Genomic DNA, 1,470 nt, shown 5'->3' with positions numbered 1-1,470 from the left:
GTGTTGGACCCGAGGGTCGCGGTGAACTGGCCGGAGCCGTTCACGGTGACGCTCCTGCCGCTCTGTACGTCGCAGTAGGTGCCCGCTGCCAGCGACGTCTGGAAGGTGCGGGTGAGCGAGAAGGGCTCGTGGTTGATCGCGACGTACGCCTTGCTGCCCCGCCCGAAGGCGATGGCGTCGGCGCCGTTGTCCCACCAGTTGGTGACGGCCTGGCCGCGGGCGGTGTTGCGGAAGGCGACCATCTTCTTGATCTCCGGCCAGGCGTGCTGGCACTTCCAGCCGTCCTGCCAGCAGGCGGTCACCGCGCCGCCGTTGGGCGGGCCGGCGTCCTTGTCGCTCCACTCGTAGCCGGAATGGACGTCCGGCGAGCCGTAGGGCCAGGCCAGCATGAAGACGTTGGCGAGGGTGTAGGTGGCGCCGTCCTTGTAGCTGAGGGTGTCGCCGCCACGCTCGGTGTCGTGGTTGTCGACGAAGACGCCCGAGCTGCCCGAGGACATGTAGCCCCAGCCCTCGCCGTAGTTCTTCAGGTAGGCGAGGTTCTCGCTGTTGAAGACGCGCTTCAGGTCGCGGGCGTAGCGGAACTCCTGGACGTCGCCGTTGCCGAGGTACTCGCTGGGCGAGACGGCCTCGCCCGCGCCGAAGATGGCCTCCTGCTTCCAGTAGACGTTCGGGTTGGTGAGCCGCGACTTGATGTTCGCCAGGTCGGAGGCGGCCATGTGCTTGGCCGCGTCGATCCGGAACCCGTCGACGCCGAGGGAGAGCAGGTCGTTGAGGTAGCCCGCGATCTTGCCCCGTACGTAGTCCTCACCGGTGTCGAGGTCGGCGAGGCCGACCAGCTCGCACTCTTGGACGTTGAAGCGGTCCTGGTAGTTGCTGATCGTGGCCGTGCAGTTGTTCAGATCCCAGCTCGAGTAGAGGCCCGGGTAGTCGTACTTGCTGTAGGACGAGCCGCCGGTGCCGGTGCCGGAGCCCGCGGACATGTGGTTGATGACGGCGTCGGCGACGACCTTCACGCCGGCGGCGTGACAGGTGTCGACCATGTTCTTGAAGGCGGTGCGGTCGCCGAGGCGGCCGGCGATCTTGTAGCTGACGGGCTGGTAGGACGTCCACCATTGCGAGCCCTGGATGTGCTCCTGCGGCGGGGACACCTGGACGTAGCCGTAGCCCGCCGGGCCCAGGGTGCTGGTGCACTCCTTGGCCACCGAGGCGAAGTTCCATTCGAACATCACCGCGGTGACGTCCTTGTCTCCCGGCGGCGCGGCCTGTGCCGGGGCCGAGACCGGGATCGTGAGCGCGACAGCAGCTCCCGCCGAGAGGGCAAGTGCGGCAGCCATGGACTTTCGGGCCATGGTTCCTCCTAGGTCGAAGGCAACGCGTCGTGTCCGGATGGGTGGTGGGGGCGACACGGCGCGGCTGAATCTTGCTGCAAGATCTTGCAGGCCGACCGTATGAGTGATGACGGTCACACGT

1 protein-coding gene is annotated in these 1,470 nt (G+C 67.1%); it reads right to left on the bottom strand.

What is annotated here, in order from left to right:
- The coding region (locus ACFVJS_RS27940; RefSeq protein ID WP_378886797.1) for an alpha-amylase family protein at nucleotides 1–1,349 on the bottom strand (1,349 nt) is incomplete at its 3' end.
- Nucleotides 1,350–1,470: the final 121 nt, after the last annotated feature.

The organism is Nocardioides sp. NPDC057772, from assembly GCF_042798075.1.
Classification (GTDB): domain Bacteria; phylum Actinomycetota; class Actinomycetes; order Propionibacteriales; family Nocardioidaceae; genus Nocardioides.
The sequence above is the reverse complement of the archived record's forward strand: the minus strand, read 5'-3'. Positions and strand labels throughout refer to the sequence as shown.